Consider the following 689-nt stretch of genomic DNA (forward strand, 5'->3'; position numbering starts at 1 on the left):
CATCTCTAGGAATATCTAAAAGATTATCTTTTTCTAAGTTAGTTATCTCTTCACTACCATTTAATACATATTCTGAATATATATTACCAGCTGTTGCTCCAAGTAACTTGCCATCTTTTTTTATTCTTCCCTCTGTATGTATCCCTAACTCTCTTGCTAAGCCTTTCTTAAACTCTAACTCACTCATATCTCCAAATGTATATACATTTTTTTCTTGGTCTACTATTACCCTTAATTCTTCTCCTCTTTCTCTTGCCTCATAGTATCTTCTCTTTAAATCTTCTGGTAATAATTCTACATTCTCTTCTGTTATCTTATCAAATACCTTTAAATCTTTAAAATCTACATCTCTTACAAGTGATAGTCTATCTTCTTTTGTATTCGCTGATTTTTCATTTAAACTTCTTACTATATACTCTCCATTTAAATGATAATTTGATAACTCTCTTAAACTCCTTCTTTCTTCATCTGCTATATCTGTTTCTTCATCACTTGTAGTCTTACTTATATTCTCTATACTAGACCTTATACCCTTATAGCTACTCTCTAAATCTTTTAAAGCTAATTCTTGTTTATCTTTAAATTCATTAGGTTTAACTATTGCTTCTAATACATTTAAATTTAAATCTAGTCCATATTCTCCTACCCTTGCACTTACTCCTGACGTGCCTACTTTAAGTCCATAATCT

At 29.9% G+C, this 689-nt stretch carries 1 protein-coding gene; it reads right to left on the reverse strand.

What is annotated here, in order from left to right:
• Nucleotides 1-689: hypothetical protein (locus tag AYC60_RS09165; RefSeq protein ID WP_197417007.1), on the reverse strand; the 689-nt coding region annotated here is incomplete at both ends.

This window comes from Streptobacillus felis (assembly GCF_001559775.1).
Taxonomy (GTDB): Bacteria; Fusobacteriota; Fusobacteriia; order Fusobacteriales; family Leptotrichiaceae; genus Streptobacillus; species Streptobacillus felis.